We start from the raw sequence: 23,336 nt of genomic DNA, 5'->3' as shown, positions 1-23,336 counted from the left end.
GGAAACCCTATTTTCTTCACCCGGTATAGGTGCCAGTATGGCGAAGATACTCGTCACGGATTACAATTTCCCTGATCTGTCGATAGAACAAGGTCTCGCGAACGGTGCGGGCGTAGAGCTGGAGGGTGCACAGGCCAGATCGCCGGAGGAAATCATCGAGGCGGCCGAGGGCGCCGACGGGCTCTTGGTCCAGTACGGCGAGGTGACCGAGGAGGTGTTCGAGGCGCGTCCCGAAATCCAGGTCGTCGGGCGGTACGGGATCGGTGTCGACTCCGTCGACCTCGATGCCGCGACCGAGCACGGCGTCTCCGTCGTGAACGTACCCTCGTACTGTCTCGACGAAGTCTCGACACACGCCATGGCGCTGATCCTGGGGTGTGTCCGCAAGGTAGCGCTCTTCGATCGGGAAATAACGGGCGGAACCTGGGACTGGAACCAGGGGAAACCGATCCACCGCCTGACCGAACAGACGCTCGGCCTTGCCGGGTTCGGCGAGATCCCACAGACACTCGCCAGGAAGGCCGAAGCCTTTGGTCTGGACGTGATCGCGTACGATCCGTATCTCTCGGCGGAAGAGATCGCAGAACACGGCGCGCGAAAGGTCGATTTCGACGAGTTGCTGGCAGGGTCGGACGTCCTCTCGGTGCACGTCCCCCTGACCGACGAGACACAGGAACTCTTCGACGCGGCGGCGTTCGAGCAGATGCGGGATCACGCGTTTATCGTCAACACTGCCCGCGGGGCGGTCATCGACACCGGCGCGCTCGCCGAGGCGCTCGAGACTGGCGAGCTCGCCGGGGCCGGGCTCGACGTGTTGCCCGAGGAACCCCCGGAAAACTCCCCCCTGATCGACCGGGACGACGTGATCCTCACCCCCCACGTCGCCTGGTACTCGGAGGACTCGCTCGCGGAGCTACGTCGTACCGTAACCGAAGACGTAATCGGCGTACTCAATGGGGACGGACCGATGAACCTCGTCAATACCGACGTGTAGGGTAATGGTCGAGGTAACGACGTTCGGCGAGACGATGCTGCGTCTTTCCCCGCAACGCGGCCAGCGACTGGAAACCGCATCACAGCTCGAGTTCCGGACCGCAGGCGCCGAGAGCAACGTCGCGATCGCCGCGAGCCGTCTCGAGGTCGACGCCGTCTGGCTGTCGAAGCTCCCGAATACATCACTGGGCCGGCGCGTCAGAAACGACATCCGACAGCACGGCGTGACTCCGGCAATCGCCTGGAGCGACGACGGCCGGCAGGGAACCTACTACATCGAACAGGGTGGACAGCCACGGGGGACGGATGTGATCTACGACCGTGCCGACGCGGCGATAACCTCAGCTACCGTCGAAGAACTTTCGGTTCGGTGGATCCGGGAGTCGGACGTCTTCTTTACGACGGGGATAACCCCGGCGCTTTCCGAGACGCTGTATCGGACGACGAGTGAACTCCTCTCGGTGGACACCACGACCGCGTTCGATCTCAACTACCGGAGTAAGCTCTGGTCGCCCCAAACCGCGCGGTCGGCGTACGACGAGCTCTTGCCGGACGTCGACCTCCTGTTCGTCCCCGAGCGGGACGCGAAGACGATACTGAACGTCGATGGGGGGGCCGAATCGATCGCCGAACAGCTCCGGGAACGCTACGACTGTGAGACCGTCGTGGTGACGCGAGGCTCGGACGGCGCGCTCGCGAGCTGTCCGGACGGACCCGTGTGGCAACCGTCGTTCGGGACCGAAACCGTCGATCCAATCGGCACCGGCGACGCGTTCGTCGGCGGGTTCCTCTCCCAGCGCGTCCGGGGGGAGTCGATCGCGGACGCACTGGAGTGGGGGGCTGCCACGGCCGCGCTGAAGCGTACGATCGAAGGGGATCTCGCAGTCGTAACGCCCCGGGAGGTGGAGTCCGTCATCGAAACAGGGAGTTCCGACATCGATAGGTAGCATTCGGGTAGTTGGCTTTAAGGGGGCCGGCACGCGGGTGCCTACATGGAGGATCGTCAACTCGAGTGGATCACCCACAGTGGCGTACTCGCGATACTCCGGGGTGTGACCGAGGATTCTGTCGTCGAAGTCGCTTCCGCGGTCGTCGACGGGGGCGTAACCGCACTGGAGATCACGGCGGACACGCCGAACGTGACGGGACTCGTCGACGCCGTTTCGGACCTCTTCGACGACGTGCTCGTCGGGGCCGGGAGCGTCCTCGACGGGGAAACCGCCCGCGCCGTCCAGTTGGCCGGTGCCGAGTTCGTGGTGACTCCGACGGTTGATCCCGGCGTCATCGAGACGTGTAATCGCTACGGAACGCCCGTCGTCGCGGGGGCGTTCACTCCGAGTGAAGCGTTACAGGCGTACGAAGCGGGTGCCGAATTCGTCAAGGTCTTCCCGGCGAAAACGGGCGGCCCCGAACACGTCGCCGCGATCGGCGGCCCCCTCCCACAGATCCCGCTGGTTCCCACCGGCGGTGTCGGCCCCTCGAACGCGGGGTCGTACGTCGAGGCCGGCGCAGCAGCTGTCGGCGTGGGAAGCGGAATCGTCTCCGATGAGGCCGTCGACAGGGGCGAGTACTCGAGGATCACGGAGAACGCGTGTCGGACCGTCGAGGCAGTCGCCGCTGCCCGGGAGTGACGGCGGAAGTTCCTACGGTGAGGCCGGATCGAGTCTCCGGTTCGATATCGGTCGGGACTCACTTCGGTCTGAGGCTGGCCGAGATCGATTCGGGACAGATAATAATCGATTATCTGTCTCATCCGACTTTAAATCAATTATCGTATGTTTTTAAGGATCCTTTGGTTCGATTTCGAGATCTCGACTGTTTTCCGAATATATCCGATAAGTAATTCCGCTTTATCGGCAGATAGCGACGTGTAATCTGCATTTCTCTCGCCAAGATTCGGTATAGTTCGCGTCATCGCCCTCGACTGGGGACTGGCAGGCACCCGATCGAGGAACTGGCCGATAATCGACTGAGTACAGCGCGACGAACCGTTCGATTACGAAAGGTAATAGATGGATTCTGTGAGCTCCCTGTTCGAACCCCATCGATCAGTATTCAATAAATATCATATATACAGATAATATTTGAATATGGTAGTATCGTGGACAGTAGTGGCTCTATTGTCGATACTCCTCGTGGACATCGAAACGTATCGAAAGTAGTCACTCCCAGTCCGTCTCAATCGTCGAGATACTCGGTTTCGACGCCCCGTTCGTTCGCGCGCTCGCGGGCGGCCTCGATAAACTCCTCGGGCAGTGACTCGATCTCGCCGGCCTGCACTCCCCACAGCTTCGCGTACAGCCCGTCGCGTTCGAGTAGCTCCTCGTGGGCACCCCGCTCGACGATCCGTCCACCCTCCAGAACGAGGATCCGGTCGGCGTCCTTGATCGTCGACAGTCGGTGTGCGATCGCGAACGTCGTGCGGTCTGCAGCGAGGCGGTTCAAGGACCGCTGGATCAGCATTTCCGTCTCCGTGTCGACCGCCGAAGTCGCTTCGTCGAGGATCAGGATCTCGGGATCCTGGAGAACAGTTCGGGCGATTGCGATCCGCTGTCGCTGACCCCCCGACAGCTTCACGCCCCGCTCGCCGACCCGGGTGTCGTAGCCGTCCGGTAGCGAGGAGATGAACTCGTGAGCCTCCGCCGCCTTCGCCGCCTCGGTCACCTGTTCGCGAAGTTCCTCCGGGTTCGGGATTTCCCGACTCCGGTCGATTCGGCGCTTCACGCCGCCGGCGTCAACGTCACTCTCTCCGTCGCCGGCGGAGACATCCACGAGCCGACGACGGAGCCCGCCCCCGGTCGCGTCCGGATCGGTGCCGATCTCGATCGCTCCTTCGTAGCGACCGTAGCGGATGTTCTCGGCGATCGTCCCGTCGAAAAGCGTCGTGTCCTGGGAGACGTAGCCGATCGCGTTCCGGAGGCTCTCGATTCGCACGTCGCGGATGTCGTATCCGTCGACGCGAATCGATCCCTCCGTCGGTTCGTACAGCCGGAGCAGGAGTTTCAAAAGAGTCGACTTGCCGGCACCTGTCGGCCCCACGAACGCCACCGTCTCGCCGGTTTCGGCCTCGAAGGAGACGTCCGAAAGCACGTACTCGCCGGCCTCGTCGGGGTCCTGGAGTGCGTTCTCGGTGTAGGCAAAGGAGACGTCCTCGTACGCGACGCGACCCTCCACGTCGAGGTCGACCGCCTCGGGGGCGTCGGTGATCCGGATCGGGACGTCCTGGAGGCCGAACACGCGTTCGGCGGACGCCTTCGCGTTCTCGTACTGATCGACGATGTTGGAGACTTCGGCAAGCGGGGCGACGAACTGCTGGGTCAGGAAGACGAACGTGACGAACGCGCCGACCGTAAGCGGGAGCGTGAACGGCCCTGGCGGGCCGGCGAACAGCCAGATCCCGCCGACGAGGAACGTCGCCGCGAACGCCACTCCAGCCAGCAGTTCCATTCCGGGCCGGTAGAGGTAGTTGAGCTTGAGGATCGAGATGGTCCGCCGGAAATACTCGAAGGAGGCCCGGCGGACGCGTTCGGTCTCGTACTCCTCGGTGTTGCTCGTCTTGACGAGTTCCACGCCCGACAGCGCGTTCTCGAGGACGGTGTTGAGATCGCCGACCGCGGCGCGCTGTTTCACATAGCGGGGTTCGATCGCCCGGATGAACCAGACGGTGAAAAGCACCATCAGCGGGATTGCGATCAGCGTGACGATCGCGAGCTGCCAGTTCAGATAAAAGAGGACGGCGGCGATCCCGAGCACCATCACCCCGAGTCGGGCGGAGTTTTGCAGGGCGTTGTCGAGGAACCGCTCGAGGTTGGTGGCGTCGTTGTTGAGGACGCTCATCACCTCGCCGGTCTGTTTGTCGTCGAAGAAGGTCATATCGAGCCGCTGCATCTTCGCAAACGAGTCCGTCCGGACGGTGTGCATCACCCGGTGGGCGAAGTAGTTTGCAGCGACGCCGTAGATCCAGGTGAACACCGCCGTGAGGAGGAAGCCGCCGACGATGAGCCCGACCGAGAGCCAGAACTGGCCGGCCTGCTCGGCCGGAAGCCACGCGTCGGGGACGATCGGGAGGGAAAACTCCCCCTCGCCGGTGAACACCGCGTCGATGGCCACCCCCAACACCAGCGGCGGCACCAGGCTCGCCAGACGGGCGATCACGTTTGCGGTCATCCCGACCGCGAGGTACGGCCACTCGGCGGTGCCGTACTCGCGGAACAGCCGCGTGATCGGCCGGTCGACCCGGTCCCGATACACCTCGAAGACGTTCCGTTCGTCCGCGTCCGTCGACACACCCGACACTGGCCCTCGGGGAGCAAGTATCCGACGGCTCCGGAGAAGTCGACCGCTGTTTGTCCGGGGGAGGTGGTTCGGTGGCCGGAGTGAGAGGCGCAAACACGCGTTTGATTGATCAGGATCTATTAGTCCGCTCGTCGGAGTGTGGAAGTATGAGCATCACATTCGCGGAGGTCGAGGTCCCGACAGGGCCCGTCGGAGCGGTCGTCGTCTTGTTCGTCGCGAGTCTCGTGTATGGACTACTGATCATGGGAAGCCTCATTATACCGCTCGCGGTCTGGGCCGGACTGCTGTGCGTCGGCATTTTCCTGTTGGTGGTCTATCTCCTGTATCGGATCGCCCTCGCCGTCGAGGAAATCGCTGAAACGCTTTGAGATCGGGGCTCGGACCATTCTGAGGCTGGGGCTCGAACGCTCGATAGGGGATCGGCGACGACAGCGTGAGCACAGTCTCGATCATCCACATCCGGAGTACGTCCGGATCCGTGACTGTGATAACGATGGATGAGACAGGATGTACGATTCAGTCGGTCAGACACCGAGTCGACTGTTCCCCGGGAACGTATTCACTCGGAGTACAGTCTCGCGAGTCAGCGATCTCCCGATCTGCCCGTCGAGTTATCCAAAAAGAATTAGTTATGTGAAACTATTACACGATATGGTCTCCCCGGATTCTGAGACGTCCCAGGAACTAACGCCCGACGAGGCGTTCGCAATTCTCGGGGACGGGACCCGAATCGAGATTCTCCGAACGCTCTGGAAGGCGTCCGAGACCCCCGTCCGGTTTGCTGTCCTCCGGAAGAAAGTCGGCCACAACGATCCCGGCAACTTCAACTATCACCTCTCGAAGCTCACTGGGAACTTCGTCCGGAAAACCGAGAGGGGGTACGACCTCCGGGAGGCGGGAAAACAGGTTATTCGGGCGGTTCTCGCGGGGAGCATCAACCGAAAACCGCGAATCGAGCCGGTCGAATGTGACTCAAGGTGTCCGTACTGTGGCGCGCCTGTGGAATTACAGTACGTAAACGAGCGCATCCTGGTTCGTTGTACGGAGTGTCCGGGTATCGGCGGCGAGGAGTATCCGGCGGGGACGTACATGCGGTTCGCGTTTCCGCCGGCAGGGATCCAGGACAGAACACCCGAGGAACTCCTCGAGGCCGCACACGCCTTTTACGACGCCAAGGCCACCCCGATGATGAGCGGGGTCTGTCCGGAGTGTGCCGGACGCGTCGACTCGAAGATCGACATCTGCCACGGGCACGATGCCGGCGACCGAGGCGTCTGTGATTCCTGCGGCTTTCGGAATCCCATCTGGGTCGACTACGTGTGTGAACGCTGCGAGTACACCCGCCGGTGCCTGATCTGGTTCGAGATCCTGAACGATCCTGGAGTGGTCGCCTTCTACTACGAGCACGGCTTGGAGGAGACGATCCCGTTCAGCAAACTGACCTGGCGAAACGCACCGTACATCAGCAACATAGAGTGTGAACTGCTCGAAGCCGACCCCCTGCGGATCCGAATCAGAATTCCGGTCGACACCGAAGAGCTTCGCGTCACAGTGAACGAGGCGGTCGAAGTCGTCGAACTGACCAGGTGTCCGATCGACGAGTGACGCCGTCGAACGCCTGTTGTGCATGGGTTGGCCATCGAATCACAACCAGCCCGGCAATACTGTCAGTTCGACTATAGTACTGTGTTGCTGCAAACTGTTTTGTCGACTGCTTCGTTTCCTCCGACAGGGATCTTTAATGGGGAAAATACTCGCTGCGGGAGCCCTCTCGCGGAAGTCGACGAAGCCGAGCAACGACCGACCTGTGGATCCGAACGCGAACGTTGCCGGGGACCTCTCTCCGGACGCCGTCCACCAGCTGTTGAGCAGCCGACGCCGCCGGGACGTCCTCGAGTACCTGAAACACGTCGAGGCGGAGACGACCATCGGTGACCTCGCGGCCCGGATTGCCGCCGGGGAACACGACCTGCCGATGGGGGAGGTGACCTCGGAGCAACGAAAGCGCGTTTACATCTCGCTGTACCAGTCACATCTGCCGAAACTCGCCGCCGAAGGCGTCATCGACTACGACAGAGATCGCGGACGGGTCGAACTGGCCGGAGAAGCCGACGAACTCCTCGCGTATCTCGAGAGGAGCAGCCAGGTGCGTCACACGTGGAGCAGGTACTATCTGGCGCTCGCCTGCCTGTCGCTCGGGGTGGTCGGGCTGGCGTGGCTCGGGCTGTCGCCGTTTTCGGCGGTGCCGGGGATGGGATACGCCACACTGTTTGCGGGTGCGCTGCTGGGGCTGTCCGTGGTTCATCGCTACCGAGATCGTCGAATGTAACGAAGAGAGCGGTTCTACCGGCGCGATTCGAACGCGTTTTCCGCCCCTAACCTTTTAGCCAAAGCGGCAGGTTGGTAGCCTGTAAATGCACGTCACAGGGATACGCGTCTATCAGGTGGATCTCCCGATCGCCGAGGGAAGCTACGACTGGGCGGGCGGCAACTCCTACGAGGCGTTCGATTCGACGATCGTCCGTCTCGACACCGACGAGGGAGTCGTCGGCTGGGGCGAACTGTCGACGCTGGGCACCGCATATCTCCCCGCCTTTCCCCGTGGCGCACGGGCGGGAATCGAAGAACTCGCAGACACCGTTCTCGGTGCCGACCCCACGCAGCCGGCGGTTCTCGCCGAACGGATGGATCGACGGCTCCGCGGACATCCGTACGTCAACTACCCCACCCTACTGCGCTCGGGCAGATGAACTGCCACTCGCTTGTTGAGGGTGGGGCTTGTCGGTGGACACCCACTCATGCTCGGCAAAATCGCCGGGTGGTGAGAGTGTCCCCGACACCAAGGCCAGTTGACTCGTGGCCTGCCCGGACGAACACGTGCGGCTCGCCGGGCTGGATAGCTCCTCACAGAGATACCGGAATCCGATGTTCTTGGCCGCATTGTAATCCGAATTTACTGTATACCCACACTCAACGCACTCGAAGTGCTTGCCGTCACGATTGTCTTCGTCCACACACTCACAATCTGTGCGGCTACAACCCTGACTCGTGTATTCCGGGTTCGTTGTATCCACAGTCACACCGTATCCTTCCAGCTTGTATTCAGTGTACGTGCGGACTTTTTTGAACAGCCAGTGCTGGAACTTGGGCAGATTCGAGATGCGCGTGCGAATCCGCCTCAACTCCTCGAAGGCGACGTGGGTGGCACGAACCCGGAGTGCTTCCTGTTTGATGGCATTGGCAACATGGTGGGCGTACTGGTCGTAGTATCGCCACTCCGTGCCACGCCGCTGTTGAAACCGGAGATGGGCACTTCGCGTCCCTGTTTGCTGAAGTTCGCCGCGTAACTGTTCTTGCTCAGACCGGTAGGCGTTGAGTGCATCGGCGTTGCCGTAGAACTGGCCAGTCGACGTCACCGCTGTTGCCCCATCGACGTTCAAGTCCACGCCGAGTACACGATGAGTGTCCTCATGCGTGTCTGAACCTGAATTGTCCGTCGTGGGTGCATACACTGGGTCATCTCCGAACTGGCGTTGCATCACCGCGTGGAGCCAGAACCGCTCGCCGTCAAAGACGAGTTTGCTCGTGGAAAACGACCACCGTCTGTCCAGGATATACTCGCCGTACGGCGTTCCCTCGATTTCTGCTGGCAGTTCGTATCTACAGGTCACAGTGCCGTTGAGCGTCGAGAACGTCGCTTCGTACCGACCGTAGGTGGCGGCTCGTTTGTCGTAGGTCATCGTGTAGCCAGCCCGCTCACGGTGGTAAAAATCAGGTTTGCTGAGACGGTCGCCGTTCTCCCAGTTGGTCTTGCACGAGGAGATCGCGCTGGTTGCGTCTTTGATGGCTTTCTGGACGAGATTCGAGTGGAGTTGTTCGTTGGTCTCGTCTCGAAGTTGGTCGTAGAGTGCGTTTTCGGCATCCTGCTTGCTGGTTTGCAGGTCGGCTGGCTGTTTCGGTGAGTCTGGCCAGCAGTGTTCGACAGCTTCCTGCTGGCAGTAGAGATACGGCAGGATAGTCTGGTGGAAGTCCGAGCGTGATTCTTCTGGAATTTTGAGAGGAATCACAACAGTTCGGTTCGCTTCCACCATACGTAATATGTCGGTTTACTAGATTGTAAAGGCTGCGGTTGGGGTATTAGGGCTGGCTCTGTGCGTGGGATTGACATACTTGTTGTCGGCTTCCTCCCCACCCTACTCGCTTGTGCTTCCGACCAGTCGGAATCCCTGCGCTCGTTGAGGATGGGGCCTCCGCCTTGAATTGGGTGAAGGTCGACGACGTCGACGCCGCCTTCGAGCGGATCGATCACCACGACGCAATAAAAGAGCCGGGGGACCAGCCCGCCGCAGGCGCCCGCACCGCGTTCCTCGAGGATCCCGACGGCCACGTCGTCGAACTGATCGAACCGCTCTGATGCGAACAATCTCGGTTACTACTCGAAAACTGCAGTCTTCCAGTTACAGTTCTGTGGAACGACGACGGGGTGGCTTTCCGAATATGTGACAGCTATCTATTACTGTCTGTTTGTATATTGTAGTTCATACTGAACTTGTAAAAGTCCAATTTCAAACGTTCTACCTGCCGTTCGATGGGAATAGCAGCCCTGCTTTAAGTGATGTGCGGACCGACATATTGGTGTATTATGACTTCAGACGAGCTGATACACGCGTTAGCAGATCTCGAGGAGGAACGGGCAATACAGATCGCCGAGGAGCGTCTCGACTCCGGCGAGGATCCGATGGCTGTTCTCGACGATCTGAAGGCGGGAATGGCAATCGTCGGCGACCGGTACGAGGCGGAAGACTACTTCATACCCGACCTCATGTACGCGGGCGACATCATCGAACAGATCTCACAGCTCATCCAAGAGGAGCTCCCCGAACAGGAGGAGGACACGCTCGGAACCGTCGTTCTCGGAACTGTCAAGGACGACATCCACGACATCGGAAAGGACCTCGTGTACTTCATGTTCGATCTGAACGGGTTCAAAGTACACGACCTGGGAATCGACGTCCCCGTGCAGGACTTCGTCGATGCCGTCGAGGAGCACGACCCCGACATTGTGGCGCTGAGCGGCTTTTTGACCGCGGCGTTCGACTCGATGCAGGAGACCGTCGACGCGCTCGAGGAGGCTGGACTCATCGAGGAGTTCGACGACGAGGGGCTACGCAAGGGGACGAAAGTGATGATCGGCGGCGGGCAGATCACCGAGGACGTCCGCATGTACGTTCGGGCTGACGGTTACGAAACCGACGCACCCGGCGGAGTCAAGTTGGCGAAACAGTGGCTGGAAGGGGCGGAGGTGGCGTGATGTCGCTGCCCCAGCCGACTCTCGACTCGTGGATCGCCGGGGAAGGAGTCGAATTCACGGACGAAGACGCCAGAGAACAGTACCGCAAACGGGCGCAACGATACGCCGACGCGGTCCGGATGGACGGTCCGGATCGGGTTCCAGTCTCCGTGTTGAGCACGTTTTACCCGGCGTTTCATCACGGGATCACGCCGGAAACGGCGATGAACGACGGGGAACAGCTCAGTGCGGCGCTCCTTCATTTCGCGGAGGATCTCGATCTCGACGTCTTCCCGTGGTCGACGACCCTCATTCCGTCGGCGGAGTCCCTCGAGGCAGTCGACTACCGGGTGTTCGACTGGCCGGGAGACGGCTCCTCGCCGGACACCGTCTATCAGGCCAAGGAGCCCGACTACATGAGTGCGGAGGATTACGACGCGTTCATCCGGGATCCGACGGACTTCCTCCTTCGGCACTACGTACCGGCAGCGTTCGGGGAGCTGGGTGGGCTAGCGCAGTTACCCCAGTTGATCTCGCTCAGCGTCGGGATCGCAAGCGTCCACCCGTTCGTTCTCCCGTTCGGCCTCCCGGAGGTGCAGGAGGCGTTCGATGCGCTCGAGCAGGCGGGAGAGGCGGCCCTCGAGTGGCAAGGCGTCGTCGGAGCGACCGTCGAGGAGATCGTCGCGTCCGGTCACCCTCAAAACGTTGGCGGGATCACTCTCGCACCGTATGATATGCTCGGGGACACCATCAGGGGCACCAGAGGGGTGATGATGGATCTGAAGCGCCGCCCCGACACTCTCCTCGAAGCGATCGAGCGGATTACCCCGTGGGCGATCGAACTCGGGATCACGACCGCACGGGTGAACAACAACCCACACGTGTTCATTCCATTGCACAAAGGGGCGGACAGCTTCATGTCCCCTGCGGAGTTCGAGGAGTTCTACTGGCCGCAGCTCCGGACAGTGATCGAAGCCCTCCACGAAGAGGGTCTGATTCCCTGGCTGTTCGCGGAGGGGAGCTACGAGAGCAGACTCGAAATCATTGCCGAGTATTCCGACGGGCCGATGGTCTGGCACTTCCAGAACACGGACATGGGCCGGGCGGCGGAGGTGCTGGGGGACAGAACGTGTATCGCCGGAAACGTTCCAACGTCGCTACTTTACACTGCGGAACCGGAGAAGGTCCGCGACTACTCGAAAGAGCTCGTGGAGACCGTCGGGGAGAACGGCTTCGTTCTGGCGCCGGGAGTCGGACTCGACGAAGCCAAACCGGAGAACGTCCGGGCGATGGTAAATTCCGTCCGGTAGGACGACGTCTCCTCTCTCCACCGTACCGATTCTGCCCCCACCGTACCGATTCTGCCCCCACCGTACCGATTCTCCCTCCACCGTGCCGGCCGAGCTGGAACTGTTTACTCAACTACCTCGACGTCGAACAGACTCCGCCACCGGTAGCGCCGACCTCCCCAGACGAACGTGCGGCGCAGCAGGCCGTACGCCAGAAACGGTACCGACACCATCACCGACGGATACGCCAAAAGGAACGTCCAGCGTCGAACACCGAACGCGGCGTACAGGACTGCAAACAGTCCGGTCAACAGGGCCAACGTCGGCAGGGGAAACAGTACCCCTGCGACCGTTGTCCCCAGCGCCAGGACGCCGTTGATCGCGAATCCGGCAGGCGCGTGTCGACGGACGATCTGGACGAACCGAACGTGTCGTTCGAGCGTTTCCCGAACCGTACCGCCCACCTCGACGCGTCGCACACGCTTTACCGGCGTGATGTCCAGGCGGTCGGTCAACAGGCCGTCGTCGCTCACCGTACTCCTGAGGTCGCGTACGAACATCCCTTCGTCCGGGAGATCATTGCGCTCGAAGACGACGGCGCCGGCCCACGCGACGTCGCCGAAGTAGACGCCGGCCGTACCGCCAAGAGCGTACTGTGGTTCGAAAAGCGTCGACAGCGGATCCCGACCGACGAACGACGGCACCTCGGTGGTCGGCCCCTGTCGGTCGTACGCCGACAGCAGCCTCTCGAGCCAGTCGTCCGGGTGGTGGAAGTCGTCGTCGGTCCAGACAATCCGGTCGTGTTCGGCGGCCTCCATCCCGGCGGCGATGGCGTTCGCCTTCCCGGAACAACCCACCGGCTCACCGGCGATCACGAGCCGGACCGCGCCCGTGTCCTCCGAGACGTCTCTGTCGACCGGATCCGACGCCGTATCGCAGATCACGAGGAGCTCGTCCGACGGGCCGAGCTGGTCGGCGACTTCCTCGATCGCGGACGTCCAGACAGTCGTCGGGAGGAGAACGCTCGCTGGAGGGTCTCGGGACATGGGAACGTTTCGGGAAACCAGACTTATAAATCAATCCGTCGGGTGTTCGTCGGGATCGGGGGATCAGACGTCGAACACGACGTACGCGTACCACTCGCCGTCACGTTCCTCGAGAGTCATCTCGGAGTACGTGACTGCCTTGACGTCGCGTGCGGTCACCTCCGAGAGGGGCACGCCGCGGGCGCTCGCGACGGCAACCCACTCGTCGTCCTCCCCGTTCGCTGTCGATTCGTCGACGGAGACGGCACAGTCGTGGTCGACGGGGAGCACGCCCCGAACGTCCCGTTCGTAGATGAGTCGATCCAGATAGTCGAACAGCAGCGCTTCCCGACTCTCGGCGCGCTCTTCGACGGAGAACCGTTCGCCGCCGGAGGGATACGTTTCACACATCGCCTCAGTGAGTCCCTCCGCAACGGCTGCAAACGCCTCCCCCAGCGTGGCGCCGGTCGCCTCGACGGCGACGTCGGCCGTGTGGTCCCGCAGCGTGTACTCCATACGGGGTATTTTGCTGGGGGAGGTAGTATTCGCTTCGGCCCAGTGGAGTTAACTGCTATCGCACAGTAACAGCGAGTAGTGAGCGTCAGGGTGGAGAAACGGATCGACGAACCCGGGGACAGCGAACACCTCGAGCTCGCCTGGGAGCTCAAAGAGCGGATCCGCCGGGAGGAGAACGTCCTGAAACAGCGGAAGGGATTTTTCAGGAACGCCTACCGCCGGGCAACCTCTCACCTCTACTTCGAGGACGACGAACTTGCGGGGTTCGCCTCCGTCCGACGTGACGGCTACATCCTGTTTCTCGCGGTCACCCCCGAATTCCGTGGACAAGGATACGGCGAACGTCTCGTCGCGGACGTCGCCGCGAACCACCGGACAGTGACTTGCCACGCCCGAACCACGAACGAGAACGCCCTCGAATTCTACCGTCATCTCGGTTTCGACGTCGACCGACACATCCGCAACTACTACGAGGACGGCGGCGACGCCTACTACCTCAAGCTCGGGGACGGCGGGCTCACGGAGAAGCTGTCGAACCTCATCCGGCGGTGACGCCGGTGGCGGCCGATCCCGGAATAGCTGTCAGCAGCCACAATCAGCCTGCGGTGTTCTCTTCCCGGAGCTCCGCGTACAGTTGTTCTGCTGCCCGGCGGACCGCTTCGTCGCTCGACAGTTCCGGTTCGTACCCCAGCGACGAGAGCCGTTCGACGTCCAGGCGCATCCGCGGGACGTCACCCTCCCAGCCGCGGTCGCCGCCGGTGTACTCGTAGCCGGGATCGACGCCCATCACGGCACAGACGACGTCGGCGATTCGGGTGACAGAGGTGGTCGTTTCCGTCCCGAGATTGTACACGTTGTACTGGTCGTCGGCGTGTTCGACGACGTGGCGGATCGCGTCCACGCAGTCGGTGACGTGCATGTACGACTTCTCCTGACGGCCGTCGCCCAGAATCTCGAGCGTGTCTGGATCAGCAAGCAGTTTTTCGATGAAGTCCGGCACCACGGTTCCCCGCTGGTGGGGACCGACGATGTTCGCGAACCGGAACACCCACGACTGGATCCCGTAGGTGTGAGCGTACGTCGAGGTAAGCGCCTCGTCGGCGAGTTTGGCGGAGCCGTAGACGCTGATCGGCTCGAGGGGAGCGTGATCTTCGGGCGTCGGACGGGGTGCCTCCCCGTACACCGTCGAGGAGGAGGTGAATGCGAAGGCGTCGACGCCGACCTCGTCCATCCGTTCGAGCACGTTGTACGTCATCTGGGTGTTCTCCTCGAACAGCAGTCGACCGTCCGTGAAGTTCGTGTCCGTGTACGCCGCCAGGTGGAAGACGACGTCGAGATCCGGCGTCACGACGTCGGCGACGTCGCCACTGTCGCACATGTCGGCTTCGACGAACTCGACCCCGTCGGGGAGCCGGTCGGGATCGCCCTTCGAGCAGTCGTCTGCGACGCGGACGTGATCGGCGTCCTCCAGAAGCGCCGCCGCGAGGTGCGATCCAACCAGTCCCGCGCCGCCGGTCACCAGCACGCGGGCGTCGGTGAGATCCATGTCCGGGCGATCCGTGGCGGGGGACAAGTGCGTTCCGGTCGACGATCCGGTCGGCCCGTGCCGAAAGCTATACCGGGGTTCCCCACGGCCTCCGCGTATGGATCGCGTAGCGATAATCGGCGCGTCGATGACGCGGTTCGGCGACCGCGAGGCGTGGATCAGGGAACTACTCGCGGAGGCGGGCGCAGCGTGTCTCGAGAACGCCGGCGTCACCCCCGACGAGATAGCGCACCTGTACGTCTCGAACATGGCAAGCGGCGAGTTCGAGGGACAGACCGGCGTAGTGAACGCGCTCGCACACGACCTCTCTGCGCTGCCGGCGTACACCCAGCGGATCGACCAGACCTCCTCCTCGGGCGGTGCCGGCGTGTACGCGGCCTGGCAGTCGGTGGCGTCTGGCGCCTCCGAGATGACGCTTCTCGTGGGCGGGGAGAAGATGACCCACCGGTCGACCGCGGAGGCGACCGACGTGATCGCGTCGCTTACCCACCCGGTCGAGTACAAACACGGCGTCACGCTCCCGTCGTTTGCGGGCCTTACCGCCCGGCTGTACCTCCACGAGTACGACGCTCCGCGGGAGAGCCTCGGGAAGGTGGCGGTCAAGAACCACCGCAACGGGATCGACAATCCCCACGCTCAGTTCCGCAAGGAGGTCGACCTCGAGACGGTGCTTGAATCACCGATCGTCGCCGACCCCCTCCGGCTGTACGACTTCTGTCCGATCACTGATGGCTCCGCTGCACTCCTGTTTTGTCCCGAGTCCCTCGCGCGGGAGCGTGGATTCGATCACGTCGTTGTCTCTGGAATCGGCGGCGCGACCGACACCCACGTCGTTCACGAGCGGGACGATCCGACGACGATGCGGGGTGTCGTGGAGTCCTCGGAGATCGCCTACCGGATGGCGGACCGGGGTCCCGAGGACATCGACGTGGCCGAACTCCACGACATGTTCACGATCCTCGAGTTCCTGCAAAGCGAGGATCTCGGGTTCTTCGAGAAGGGGGCCGGCTGGAAGGCCGTCGAGGAAGGCGTCACCGACCGGGACGGGGAGTTGCCGATCAACACCTCCGGCGGCCTCAAGTCCAAGGGTCACCCTCTCGGGGCGTCCGGCGTCGCCCAGGTGTACGAGATCTACCAGCAACTGCTCGGCGAGGCCGGCCCCAGACAGGTCGACGCCGAGGTCGGACTCGCATGCAACGTCGGCGGGTTCGGAAACTGCGTGACCACGACGATCATGGAGGCCGGCGATGTCTGAGCGCGACACAGAGTCCGAAGTTCGGCCGGAACTGAGTGCGGTCAGATACGACGACGGCACGATCACGTATCCTGGACATCCTGTCGGTCGCAACGGCGGCGAACCCGTCGAGGAAATCGACCTCGGCGATCGCACTGCGACGGTCGTGACCTGGACGACCTCGACGGCGACGCCGCCGGGCGTCCGCGAGCCGAACCATCTCGCGATCGTCGAGTTCGACCTCGAGGGCGAGTCAGTTCGGGCGATCGGCCAGCTCACGACTGGCGACGTCGAAATCGGCGACCGGGTCGAGCCGGTCTACTGCACCCAGCTTCGCGACCCCGAGGCCGGGATCCGGGAAGCCGACAGCCAGGAGTGGGACGGATTCATGTTCGAACCAGTAGCCGACGGATGAATCCCGCCGTGGATGGCTACCCGCCCTCGAACTCCACGCCGGTGATTTCGAAGCGCGCACCCCCGTTCGTGCCTTCGGTGACGCGGATCTCCCATCCGTGTGCTTCGACGATCTCTTTGACGATGCTCAGTCCGAATCCGGTGCCTTCGGGGGACGACGAGTAGCCCGCTTCGAACACCTCGTCGCGATCGCTCTCCGGGATTCCGGGACCGTCGTCCTCCACGTAGAACCCGTCCTCGTCGTCGAGTTCGCCGATCCGCACCGAAACATCTGCCCCACCGTGTTCGGCTGCGTTTCGAAGGAGGTTTTCGAACACCTGTTTGAGGCGGTTCCGGTCGGCCAGCACGGTTCGCTCGAGGTCGACGACGACTGCCGAGTTGTCGATTTCGACGTTCCCGGCACAGCCGTCGATGAGAGCTGGGAGCTCGACCCGCTCGCCGGTACTCACTGACGTTCCTTCCCGGGCCAGCGTGAGGAGGTTCTCGATCAGCGTTTCTATCCGACCGTGCATCCGCTCGACGTGGTCCAGATGGTCGCTGTCACACTCCTCGCGAGCGAGTTCGAGCCGTCCTCGGGCGACGCTCAACGGGTTGCGCAGGTCGTGAGAGACCACGGAGGTAAACTCCTCGAGTCGCTCGTTTTGTCGTTCCAGTTCCCGCTCGCGCTCGGTGCGATCGGTGACGTCCCGGTACACCCACAGGTGGCCCTCGCTTTCCGAGAGTTCGATCGGACGGTAGCTCCGCTCGAACGTTCGTCCGTCCGCCAGTGTCAGTCGCTCGTTGTCGACGGGATCACGGTCGGCGATCAGGTCGTCGATGCGCTCGACGAATTCCGTGGGTCGTTCGAATTTCTGGCTGACGTCGCGGGCAATCCGATCACAGTCCTCGCCGACGAGTTCCTCGGGACTGGCCGGGAACTCGAACAGCTCGAACAGCCGCTCGTTGGCGATCAGGACGCGACGCGACTCGTCTTCGACGAGGATGCCCTGCGGTAACGCGTCGAACAGCGTCGACAGCACCGCGTTCGTGCGTTCGAGCTCTCGAACTTGCTGTTCGTCCGTAATGTCCACGAACAGTCCGTGGGTTCCGACGATCTCACCGTCGGTATTCTGGCGGGGTGACGCGCGCATGACGGTGAGCAGTTCCTCGCCATCGCGTGTCACGAGGGTCCGCTGTTCCCGGACGAAATCGCCGTCGAGTGCGCGTCGATACCCGTCCTCCGAGAGGAGTTGTTCCGCCGACTCCGTGGTGTAGTAGTCGGCAAGCCGGGTGTCGGACAGTTCCTCGCGAGTGTATCCGAGCCGATCGGCGAACGTCCGGTTGCAGTCCTCGATGACCGGCCCGTCGCCGGTGGCCCGAGTGGACACGAGCATCACGGGAGCGTCTTGGAACAGGGTGCGGTACTGGTCGGTGTACTGCTGTTGGAGTTCGATGCGTCTGTGCGCATGAGCGATGGTCTCGCCGAGGTTCGACAAAAGCTCCCGTTCGTGTTCGTCGAACGCGTACTTCGTGTCGGCGTAGACGTTCAACACGCCGTACAGGGTGTCGTTATAAATAAGGGGGACTGCCGCGCTGGATCCGTAGCCGTATTCGAGCGCCCGGTCGCGCCACGGTTCGTACTCCGGGGTCTCCGGGATGTTCTGGAGCACGGTCAACTCCCTGTTTCTGATTGCTCTCCCGGTCGGTCCCTGTCCCGTCGGACTGTCGTCTGCAGTGATCTCGAGCCCCTCGAGATATCCGTCTCCGGTCCCGGCGGACGTTCGAGGTTCGACGGTGTCGGTGTTCTCGTCGTACTCGCCGATCCAGGCGAACCGGTACGGCTCGGAGTCGCTGATGATCTCACAGACGCGTTCGTCGACCTCATCCCGCGTCGAGGCACGAACCAGCGCCCCGTTGATGCGCCTGACCACGACGTTGATCCGGTGTTCCACTGCCGTCTGCTCGCCGGTCCGAGTGTCCTCGACCGCGTTCCGGATTCGGCTTGCAAGCAGTTCGTGGGGGTCGTTCCCGGCGCCCGTCTGAAGGTAGTCGGTCACACCGGCGGAGATCGCCTCGCTCGCGATCTCTTCGGATCCATTGTCCGGACGAAGGACGAACGGACAGGTCGGCTCCCGCTCCCGAACAGCGTTCAGGAGCTCGATTCCGTTCGTCTCCGGCAGCTCGTAGACGGCGACGACACAGTCGACGTCCCGATCGGACAGTACCGCCAGGCCGTCCGCGGCGCTGCTGGCGGTCAGCACGGTTATCTCCCGGTCCACTCCTTCGATGGCTGTCCGGATTCGCTCGGACCGCTCCCGATCACCGTCGACGTACAGCACCTGGATCGGCTCAGCAACTGGACGCATCTGTCATCTCCCACGCTCGTTTCATGAGTCGATCGTTACAGTTGTCGTCTGGCGGTTACGGCGACGGAACGTAAAGATACTGAAAGGCAGTTAGCTCCGGCGCTGGATCTCCTCGCGCAACACGTCGCTTACGAGTTCGCCGTCGGCCTTTCCGCGGAGCGCACCCATACACTCGCCCATCAACCCGGAGAAGGCACCCATTCCCTCCGATTCGATCTGGTCGGCGTTGCGTTCGACCACCGCGACGACCGCTTCTCGAACCTCGCTTTCGTCGACCCCTGCGACGCCCGCCTCGTCGATCGCATCCTCGAGTGACAACACCGGATCGTCCGCGAGCGTCCGGAGCACGTCTTCGACACCCTCCTTCGCGAGGTCGCCGTCCTCGACGAGTTGCAGCACCCCGAGGTAGTGGTCGTCCTCGAGGTTCTCGACGGCCACCTCATCGCGACGGAGCTCGGTCGTAGTGCTCTCCAGAACCGAGGCCGCGAACGTCGCATCGACGCCCGCCTCGACGGCGGACTCGAACAGCGGCATTCGCCGGCCGTATGCAACCTGTCGGGCCAGTCCCTCGTCGAGGCCCAGCTCGTCGCGGTAGCGCTCGACTTTCTCGGTGAGCAGTTCCGGGGTCTCGACGTCGGACGGATCCGGCTCGACCGGCGGTACGTCGGTCTCGGGGTACATCCGAGCCGCACCGGGGAGGGGTCGGAGGTATCGTGTCGTCCCGTCGTCGTTTGCACCCCGGGTTTCCTCGGGCACGCCCTCGAGCGCTGTTTCCGCCCGTTCGGCGACGGCGTCGATCGCCAATTCCGCGGTCTCTGTGCCGTCGGCCACGATCGCGACCGCATCTTCCGCCCCGGCGTCGACTGCCTCCCGAAGCGCCTCGACTTCGGCTTCGGTCACCCCGTAGGCCGGGAGTTCGTCGGTGTGGAAGATCCCGCCTGCGCCGTGGCGTTTCGCGTGATCGGAAAACTCGGTTCCGAGACGGCGATCGGGCTGGATCTCTCTGCCGACGAGCCCGTCGAACCCTTCCAGACGGACCGCGTACACGCTCCCGCCGTCATCGACGGCACCCCGGACGACTCCCGAGTCGGTGTCGTCGAACACGTCGGTCACGTCGACGGGATCGGCGACGCTTGCGCCCCGATCGGCAAGTTCGTCGGCGATCTCCAGCAGCTCCACTTGACGCCGCACCTCGAGCTCCACGATGTCGGCGATCCCGCCGAGCTCCTGGACGCCCTTGATCTCCACGCGGGCCCCCTCCGCGATCGAGACGTTGACGTCCTGTCGAATGGTTCCCAGACCGCGCTTTACGCGGCCGGTCGACCGGAGCAGCATTCCGATCCGCTCTGCGGCCTCCTGGGCCTGTTCGGGGGAGCGAATGTCGGGCCCGGTTCCGATCTCGACGAGCGGGATCCCGAGCCTGTCGAGGCTGTAGACGACACCGTGGTCCCGCTCTTCGACGCGCTGTGCCGACTCCTCTTCGAGCAGGAGATCGACGATGGAGATCGCGCCCTCGCTCGTCTGGATCTCGCCGTCCTGTCCGAGCAGCATCGACCGCTGGAAGCCGGAGGTGTTGGAGCCGTCGATGACGAGCTTTCGCATCACGTGCGCCTGGTCGACGACGTCGACGTCCAGCAGGCTGGCGATCTGTAGCGCGACCTCGAGCGCCTCCTCGTCGACCCGACGGGGTGGCTCGTCGTCCTCCTCGACGAGACAGGTGGTGTCGTACGCGAGGTACTCGAACTCCCTGTCGACGCGGCTCTCCTCCAGTGCCGCCTCGTCGAGTTCTCCGAGTTCGCTTTTCGTCGGGTGGAGATACCGGGTGATCGTCCGCTCGGCCTGCTCGGGTTCCCGCAACGCCGTCGGCGAATCACAGAAGAGCTTGGTCTCGGTGTCCAGCTGCTGGTGGATCTCCAGGCCGGCGACGAGCCCGAGATCCCCGTAGTCGTACGCGGAGTCGCTGTCGGTCATTATCGGACGTGTGCGGTCGGACAGTAAAAAGGTGGCTCGTTACGCTCCCCGACCGCTCCCCGTCGGTGGCTGTCTTTCCGTTTCGGTGGCCGTCTCCCGATGTCCACTACCTACAGTCGCCGATAAAGCAGTGTATACCCCACATAAAGTATTTTATAAGCGGTGTCAGTTGTTTCACTTGTACGTGTGACAACCTCATGTACCGAACAATTCTCATCCCGACGGACGGAAGCGACGAGGCCGAAGCTGCTGGCAAAAAAGGTGTCGAGCTCGCCGCCGAGCTCGGCGCACAAGTCCACGCCCTGCACGTGATCGATCCAGAGGTGGGTGGGCAGCCGTTCAAGTTGCAACGCAAAAAAGAGGGGATAGAAGAGCTCCGCGAACACGGCCTCGAGATGACGGGCCGGATCGCCGAACTGGCCGAAGAGGCAGGCGTCGACTGCGAACAGGCGGTCGAACAGGGCAAGCCCTACGAGGCGATCGTCGACTACGCCGAGGAGAACGGACTCGACGCGATCGTCATGGGGACGCGGGGACGCGGCAACATCGAGAGCTTCCTCGTCGGCAACGTCACGGAGAAAGTCGTCCGGACCGCGGACGTTCCGGTGATGACAGTTCGTAAATCCACGAGGCCGGTGTGAGGGCGGGAAACCGCCCCCGTCGACTTATGTAGGAAAGCGCCGAAATCTCCCGTGTGAACAGCGCTGTGTCATCCCGTTCCGGGGACGAAACGGAGCCCGATCGGCCCGGATCGCGGATCGCGACGACGGAAAGATTGGTACGGGAGGTCGTGGCCGTCGTTCGCGACCAGCAGGTCACGTTTCTCGCCGCCAGCGTCGCCTACTACGCGTTCGTCTCGCTTTTCCCGGCACTTCTGCTCGTTGTCGCTCTCTCTACGACGTTCTTCGGCGAACGGATGGCCGCGACGCTCGTGAGCCTCGTCGCCGGGTTTCTCACGCCGGCAGGCGAACAGATCATTCAGGGGGCGATCGCTGGCGCGGAAGGACGGGTCGGGGCAACGGTCGTCGGCGTCGTTGGACTGGTCTGGTCGGCACTGAAGGTGTTTCGGGGACTGGACGTCGCTTTCGTGCGCGTGTACGGCTCCAAGAAGTCGATCGGGCTCCTCGACGAACTTCTGGATGCCGTTCTCGTCGCCGCAAGCATCGGCCTGGGGGCGGTGCTCATGGTCGTCACGGCGGGCGTGGTTGCCGCCCTGAATGTGGGTCCGCTGTTCGGGATCACGAGCGTGCTCGCGTTGCCGATCGTGCTCGCGGTCGTCTTCTTCCCGCTGTATTACCTGCTTCCCTATCAGGAAGTGACGGCTCGCGAAGTGCTTCCCGGAACGATATTCGCCGCGGTCGGCTGGACGGTGTTGCAGGCGGGGTTCCAGGTGTACGCCGGCGCGGCCGGACAGTATCAAGTGTACGGGCTCGTCGGCGGTATCCTGTTGATCGTTACCTGGCTGTACTTTGCGGCGATCGTGCTTCTGGTCGGGGCAGCGATCAACGCTGTGCTCGACGGAGAGAGGGATAGCGAACCGCCAGCTGAGGGCGACTCGTCGCCCTCGCGAGGGGTCAGCCGGTTGCGAGATACCTTCACCACCCGGGAGGGGGTCCGGCGACGCCCCGACGGGTCGACGGACCGGCAACTACAACAGTCCCCCGTTCGTGTGGGGGCACGTATGGCGGACGACGACCGCGACGATGGCGAATCGACGGAGGGGTCCGACGACGCCCCGTCCGCGGATCCGACAGACGGCGTGAGGGGCGCCCCGGACGTGGCGGCGATGCAAACGGAGCTGGAGGAGCTGCGCGCCCGGCTCGAGGAGTTCGAAGGTGACGTCGAACGACGGACCGTCGAGAAGCCGGAACTCGAGGCCGAACTGAAACGATATGTTCGATCCCGCCTCCGGCGCGGGCACGCTCGAGGGTGGGGCCCGTATCTGGTGTTGCTGTACGGGGTGGTTCTCACCCTCGGGGCGTTTTATTATCTCTCGGGGGGCTGGGCGATCGCCGCGATGATCGTGCTGTTCCTCTCGACGCTCGGGCTGTACGTGCTGTTCGTGCTGGTCGGAATCGGGTTGAACGCCCTGGGAACCCCCTGGAAGGCGATCGATTTCGTCCGCGAGCGGCGGTAACGCAAACGAGCCGGAGATCACCCGTTTGCAGGCGGAGACGACGGAGTTACTCCCCGCCGCTGCGGAAAAGCGTCAGCTCCTCGACCTCGTAGATGTTGATCAGTTCGTTTATTATTTCGTCGTACTCCTCGTCTTCTTCCCGGAGGCGGTCAAGGCGGTCGATCGTTTCCTCGTCGAGGTGAACCTGGGGCATCTCATCTGCGGCAACGGTGGCCGGCGATAAAAGGCTGCGGGTGCGGCCCGGTTTCGGCGGCTGCCGTGTCGACGCTGTCGGCCGATA

Annotated in this window: 22 protein-coding genes and 1 pseudogene; 15 read left to right on the top strand and 8 right to left on the bottom strand. The window is 62.9% G+C overall.

Annotated features, from left to right (window positions below):
* Positions 1-37: 37 nt before the first annotated feature.
* Genes AArcCO_RS08880 through AArcCO_RS08870 form a run of 3 tightly spaced genes read left to right on the top strand, consistent with a single transcriptional unit; the run spans position 38 to position 2,624 of the window.
* On the top strand, positions 38-994 hold the full coding sequence (locus AArcCO_RS08880; protein ID WP_259533067.1) for a C-terminal binding protein: 957 nt from the start codon (positions 38-40) through the stop codon (positions 992-994).
* Positions 995-998: 4 nt separating this feature from the next.
* Positions 999-1,940, top strand: coding sequence for a bifunctional 2-dehydro-3-deoxygluconokinase/2-dehydro-3-deoxygalactonokinase (gene kdgK1, locus AArcCO_RS08875; protein ID WP_259533066.1), 942 nt, complete (start codon positions 999-1,001; stop codon positions 1,938-1,940).
* 45 nt (positions 1,941-1,985) lie between these two features.
* A complete protein-coding gene (locus AArcCO_RS08870; protein WP_259533065.1) occupies positions 1,986-2,624 on the top strand; it encodes a bifunctional 4-hydroxy-2-oxoglutarate aldolase/2-dehydro-3-deoxy-phosphogluconate aldolase in 639 nt (212 codons plus the stop codon).
* Between the two features lie 547 nt (positions 2,625-3,171).
* On the opposite strand, the gene AArcCO_RS08865 is transcribed toward AArcCO_RS08870, so the two are convergent.
* Positions 3,172-5,280 carry an ABC transporter ATP-binding protein gene (locus tag AArcCO_RS08865; RefSeq protein ID WP_259533064.1) on the bottom strand — a complete coding sequence of 703 codons (2,109 nt, stop codon included), beginning with the start codon at positions 5,278-5,280 and terminating at the stop codon, positions 3,172-3,174.
* A 155-nt stretch (positions 5,281-5,435) separates the two neighbouring features.
* Here AArcCO_RS08865 and AArcCO_RS08860 point away from each other — a divergent pair, with 155 nt between their 5' ends.
* The 4 genes from AArcCO_RS08860 to AArcCO_RS08845 all read left to right on the top strand — a co-directional run bounded on the left by AArcCO_RS08860 (position 5,436) and on the right by AArcCO_RS08845 (position 8,039).
* A complete protein-coding gene (locus tag AArcCO_RS08860) occupies positions 5,436-5,657 on the top strand; it encodes a hypothetical protein (protein ID WP_259533063.1) in 222 nt (73 codons plus the stop codon).
* A 283-nt stretch (positions 5,658-5,940) separates the two neighbouring features.
* Positions 5,941-6,894, top strand: a complete 954-nt coding sequence (locus AArcCO_RS08855) for a DUF7351 domain-containing protein (RefSeq protein ID WP_259533062.1) — start codon at positions 5,941-5,943, stop codon at positions 6,892-6,894.
* Positions 6,895-7,030: 136 nt separating this feature from the next.
* A complete protein-coding gene (locus AArcCO_RS08850; protein ID WP_259533061.1) occupies positions 7,031-7,618 on the top strand; it encodes a DUF7344 domain-containing protein in 588 nt (195 codons plus the stop codon).
* Between the two features lie 85 nt (positions 7,619-7,703).
* Positions 7,704-8,039 (top strand): enolase-like domain-containing protein, encoded by a 336-nt coding sequence (locus AArcCO_RS08845; RefSeq protein ID WP_259533060.1) that lies wholly within the window; start codon positions 7,704-7,706, stop codon positions 8,037-8,039.
* On the opposite strand, the gene AArcCO_RS08840 is transcribed toward AArcCO_RS08845, so the two are convergent.
* Positions 8,019-9,380, bottom strand: a complete 1,362-nt coding sequence (locus AArcCO_RS08840) for an RNA-guided endonuclease InsQ/TnpB family protein (RefSeq protein ID WP_259533059.1) — start codon at positions 9,378-9,380, stop codon at positions 8,019-8,021. The two genes, AArcCO_RS08845 and AArcCO_RS08840, sit on opposite strands and share 21 nt — an antisense overlap.
* Before the next feature lie 173 nt (positions 9,381-9,553).
* Here AArcCO_RS08840 and AArcCO_RS08835 point away from each other — a divergent pair.
* The 3 genes and pseudogenes from AArcCO_RS08835 to AArcCO_RS08825 form a co-directional block, all read left to right on the top strand.
* Positions 9,554-9,703: pseudogene (locus tag AArcCO_RS08835) on the top strand (VOC family protein); the annotation flags it as partial.
* A gap of 228 nt (positions 9,704-9,931) precedes the next feature.
* A complete protein-coding gene (locus tag AArcCO_RS08830; RefSeq protein WP_259533057.1) occupies positions 9,932-10,600 on the top strand; it encodes a cobalamin B12-binding domain-containing protein in 669 nt (222 codons plus the stop codon).
* A complete protein-coding gene (locus AArcCO_RS08825) occupies positions 10,600-11,889 on the top strand; it encodes a uroporphyrinogen decarboxylase family protein (protein WP_259533056.1) in 1,290 nt (429 codons plus the stop codon). Before AArcCO_RS08830 ends, AArcCO_RS08825 begins: the two co-directional genes overlap by 1 nt.
* 104 nt (positions 11,890-11,993) lie before the next feature.
* Here AArcCO_RS08825 and AArcCO_RS08820 read toward each other — a convergent pair whose 3' ends face one another.
* Together AArcCO_RS08820 and AArcCO_RS08815 are read right to left on the bottom strand one after the other, a co-directional pair.
* A complete protein-coding gene (locus tag AArcCO_RS08820; protein WP_259533055.1) occupies positions 11,994-12,914 on the bottom strand; it encodes a glycosyltransferase family 2 protein in 921 nt (306 codons plus the stop codon).
* A gap of 63 nt (positions 12,915-12,977) precedes the next feature.
* On the bottom strand, positions 12,978-13,409 hold the full coding sequence (locus AArcCO_RS08815) for an archease (RefSeq protein ID WP_259533054.1): 432 nt from the start codon (positions 13,407-13,409) through the stop codon (positions 12,978-12,980).
* A 78-nt stretch (positions 13,410-13,487) separates the two neighbouring features.
* Between AArcCO_RS08815 and AArcCO_RS08810 the strand changes: the two genes are divergently transcribed.
* Positions 13,488-13,961, top strand: a complete 474-nt coding sequence (locus AArcCO_RS08810; protein WP_259533053.1) for a GNAT family N-acetyltransferase — start codon at positions 13,488-13,490, stop codon at positions 13,959-13,961.
* A 43-nt stretch (positions 13,962-14,004) separates the two neighbouring features.
* Here AArcCO_RS08810 and AArcCO_RS08805 read toward each other — a convergent pair whose 3' ends face one another.
* Positions 14,005-14,955, bottom strand: coding sequence for an NAD-dependent epimerase/dehydratase family protein (locus tag AArcCO_RS08805; RefSeq protein WP_259533052.1), 951 nt, complete (start codon positions 14,953-14,955; stop codon positions 14,005-14,007).
* A 97-nt stretch (positions 14,956-15,052) separates the two neighbouring features.
* Between AArcCO_RS08805 and AArcCO_RS08800 the strand changes: the two genes are divergently transcribed.
* Positions 15,053-16,210, top strand: a complete 1,158-nt coding sequence (locus AArcCO_RS08800) for a thiolase family protein (RefSeq protein ID WP_259533051.1) — start codon at positions 15,053-15,055, stop codon at positions 16,208-16,210.
* Entirely contained in the window at positions 16,203-16,604 is a 402-nt protein-coding gene (locus tag AArcCO_RS08795; RefSeq protein WP_259533050.1) for an OB-fold domain-containing protein, read from the top strand. The genes AArcCO_RS08800 and AArcCO_RS08795 overlap by 8 nt, the downstream gene beginning before the upstream one ends.
* Positions 16,605-16,620: 16 nt before the next feature.
* On the opposite strand, the gene AArcCO_RS08790 is transcribed toward AArcCO_RS08795, so the two are convergent.
* Positions 16,621-18,948, bottom strand: a complete 2,328-nt coding sequence (locus AArcCO_RS08790) for an ATP-binding protein (protein ID WP_259533049.1) — start codon at positions 18,946-18,948, stop codon at positions 16,621-16,623.
* A gap of 90 nt (positions 18,949-19,038) precedes the next feature.
* Entirely contained in the window at positions 19,039-20,919 is a 1,881-nt protein-coding gene (gene gatE / locus AArcCO_RS08785; protein WP_259533048.1) for a Glu-tRNA(Gln) amidotransferase subunit GatE, read from the bottom strand.
* 197 nt (positions 20,920-21,116) lie between these two features.
* Between gatE and AArcCO_RS08780 the strand changes: the two genes are divergently transcribed.
* Positions 21,117-21,560, top strand: coding sequence for a universal stress protein (locus AArcCO_RS08780; protein ID WP_259533047.1), 444 nt, complete (start codon positions 21,117-21,119; stop codon positions 21,558-21,560).
* Between the two features lie 116 nt (positions 21,561-21,676).
* On the top strand, positions 21,677-23,056 hold the full coding sequence (locus tag AArcCO_RS08775; protein WP_259536413.1) for a YhjD/YihY/BrkB family envelope integrity protein: 1,380 nt from the start codon (positions 21,677-21,679) through the stop codon (positions 23,054-23,056).
* Between the two features lie 46 nt (positions 23,057-23,102).
* Here AArcCO_RS08775 and AArcCO_RS08770 read toward each other — a convergent pair whose 3' ends face one another.
* Complete coding sequence (locus tag AArcCO_RS08770; RefSeq protein WP_259533046.1) at positions 23,103-23,249, bottom strand: DUF7557 family protein; 147 nt, start codon at positions 23,247-23,249, stop codon at positions 23,103-23,105.
* Positions 23,250-23,336 lie beyond the last annotated feature (87 nt).

The organism is Halalkaliarchaeum sp. AArc-CO, assembly GCF_024972735.1.
Lineage (GTDB): Archaea > Halobacteriota > Halobacteria > Halobacteriales > Haloferacaceae > Halalkaliarchaeum.
The sequence above is the reverse complement of the archived record's forward strand: the minus strand, read 5'-3'. Positions and strand labels throughout refer to the sequence as shown.

Coding starts and splice junctions, on each gene's coding strand:
- AArcCO_RS08870 (WP_259533065.1), top strand. CDS start 1,986: ATGGAGGATCGTCAACTCGAGTGGATCACCCACAGTGGCGTACTCGCG.
- AArcCO_RS08825 (WP_259533056.1), top strand. CDS start 10,600: ATGTCGCTGCCCCAGCCGACTCTCGACTCGTGGATCGCCGGGGAAGGA.
- kdgK1 (WP_259533066.1), top strand. CDS start 999: ATGGTCGAGGTAACGACGTTCGGCGAGACGATGCTGCGTCTTTCCCCG.
- AArcCO_RS08795 (WP_259533050.1), top strand. CDS start 16,203: ATGTCTGAGCGCGACACAGAGTCCGAAGTTCGGCCGGAACTGAGTGCG.
- AArcCO_RS08770 (WP_259533046.1), bottom strand. CDS start 23,249: ATGCCCCAGGTTCACCTCGACGAGGAAACGATCGACCGCCTTGACCGC.
- AArcCO_RS08780 (WP_259533047.1), top strand. CDS start 21,117: ATGTACCGAACAATTCTCATCCCGACGGACGGAAGCGACGAGGCCGAA.
- AArcCO_RS08800 (WP_259533051.1), top strand. CDS start 15,053: ATGGATCGCGTAGCGATAATCGGCGCGTCGATGACGCGGTTCGGCGAC.
- AArcCO_RS08830 (WP_259533057.1), top strand. CDS start 9,932: ATGACTTCAGACGAGCTGATACACGCGTTAGCAGATCTCGAGGAGGAA.
- AArcCO_RS08850 (WP_259533061.1), top strand. CDS start 7,031: ATGGGGAAAATACTCGCTGCGGGAGCCCTCTCGCGGAAGTCGACGAAG.
- AArcCO_RS08815 (WP_259533054.1), bottom strand. CDS start 13,409: ATGGAGTACACGCTGCGGGACCACACGGCCGACGTCGCCGTCGAGGCG.
- AArcCO_RS08840 (WP_259533059.1), bottom strand. CDS start 9,380: ATGGTGGAAGCGAACCGAACTGTTGTGATTCCTCTCAAAATTCCAGAA.
- gatE (WP_259533048.1), bottom strand. CDS start 20,919: ATGACCGACAGCGACTCCGCGTACGACTACGGGGATCTCGGGCTCGTC.
- AArcCO_RS08790 (WP_259533049.1), bottom strand. CDS start 18,948: ATGCGTCCAGTTGCTGAGCCGATCCAGGTGCTGTACGTCGACGGTGAT.
- AArcCO_RS08880 (WP_259533067.1), top strand. CDS start 38: ATGGCGAAGATACTCGTCACGGATTACAATTTCCCTGATCTGTCGATA.
- AArcCO_RS08860 (WP_259533063.1), top strand. CDS start 5,436: ATGAGCATCACATTCGCGGAGGTCGAGGTCCCGACAGGGCCCGTCGGA.
- AArcCO_RS08845 (WP_259533060.1), top strand. CDS start 7,704: ATGCACGTCACAGGGATACGCGTCTATCAGGTGGATCTCCCGATCGCC.
- AArcCO_RS08855 (WP_259533062.1), top strand. CDS start 5,941: ATGGTCTCCCCGGATTCTGAGACGTCCCAGGAACTAACGCCCGACGAG.
- AArcCO_RS08805 (WP_259533052.1), bottom strand. CDS start 14,955: ATGGATCTCACCGACGCCCGCGTGCTGGTGACCGGCGGCGCGGGACTG.
- AArcCO_RS08820 (WP_259533055.1), bottom strand. CDS start 12,914: ATGTCCCGAGACCCTCCAGCGAGCGTTCTCCTCCCGACGACTGTCTGG.